Consider the following 1,443-nt stretch of genomic DNA (forward strand, 5'->3'; position numbering starts at 1 on the left):
TGTGATAGTGTGATGATCCGCGTCCCTATTTTTGATGACGCTATTATTGAGCCTACCGAATATTTCAATGCTGTTGTTACTGGTGAGAACGTCTACGATGAAGAGCTAGAATTTGCCATTTTTGATAATGATGGTGAAGGTTCGAATTTACCGATTGTTGATATTGATTATGCTGTGGTAGTTGAAGGAATGGAGTTTGCTTTATTCACCCTCACCTTAAGCGAACCTAGTACTGAAACGATTACTCTTGATTACAGCTCAGAAGAGCTGACCGCTTTATTTGGTGAAGATTTTATTAATGTCAGCGGTACCGTTACATTCTTGCCTGGTGAAACAACTGCATATATCACTGTGCCAATTGTCGATGATTTAATTATTGAGGATAGCCCTGAATTTGCGCTAATTAACTTATCTAATGTCACTAATGCTGTTTTAGGTGACACCCAAGCAACTTTACGTATTTACGACAATGACTTACCTGATAATACCGCTATCGCATTAGATATCGATCCTGTTACAGGTGATAACATACTTACACCAGATGAAAGCACTGGCACAGTGACCATTACTGGTACTGTCACCGCCGATGCGTCAATCACTACCGGTATTATCATGCTGACCATAAATGGTCAGGAATACCAAGCGATAATGCAATCTGACGGGACATTCTCTGTCGAGGTCGATGCGGCAGATCTAGTCAATGATATTGATACTGTCATTGAAGGTATAGTTTACGGTTATGGTGCTGATGGAGCCAAAGGCACTGCTACAGCAACTGAAGATTACGACATCCCCACCGAAGCGCAAAATGATGCAATCGTTATCGCAGAAGACACGGTTGCAGAAGGCAACGTATTAGATAACGATTCAGACACTGACGATGTTTTAAGTGTTGTCAGCTTTGAAGTTAATGGTGAAACCTATAATGCTGGTGACTCAGTCACTTTAGAAGAAGGTGTGTTGGTTTTAAATAGCGACGGTAGCTATTCATTTACACCAAATGCGGACTGGAATGGCCAAGTTCCTGTTATTACATACACAACTAATACCAATGTCACTGCAACACTGACCATTGAAGTAACCCCTGTTGCTGATGGCGCTCCTGGTGTGATTATTAATACTGATACCAATAACGATGGCATTATCAGCGAAGAAGAATTAGCAGGTAATACTGAAGTTTCTGTAACGATTGATCTAACAACAACTGGTGCACAGCCTGGTGATACTTTAGTTGTTAACGGTCAGGAAATTATTCTTACCCAAGAAGACATTGATAATGGCTCAATAGATTTAACGCTGCCAGCCCCTGCTGAAGGTGAAACCATTGAAGTAGTAGCAACCATTATTGATAGTGCTGGTAATATTAGCCCTGAAGGCTCCGATAGTGCTTTACTAGATACCGTTGCTCCAGTGATTACCGTTGTCGCGCAGATCGGAAAGAGC

Annotated in this window: 1 protein-coding gene; it reads left to right on the forward strand. The window is 41.5% G+C overall.

Features of this window, described 5'->3' with window-relative positions; genetic code table 11:
- Nucleotides 1-1,443: Ig-like domain-containing protein (locus FNZ24_RS21420; RefSeq protein WP_153916819.1), on the forward strand; the 1,443-nt coding region annotated here is incomplete at both ends.

Source organism: Shewanella sp. TC10 (assembly GCF_009663145.1).
Taxonomy (GTDB): domain Bacteria; phylum Pseudomonadota; class Gammaproteobacteria; order Enterobacterales; family Shewanellaceae; genus Shewanella.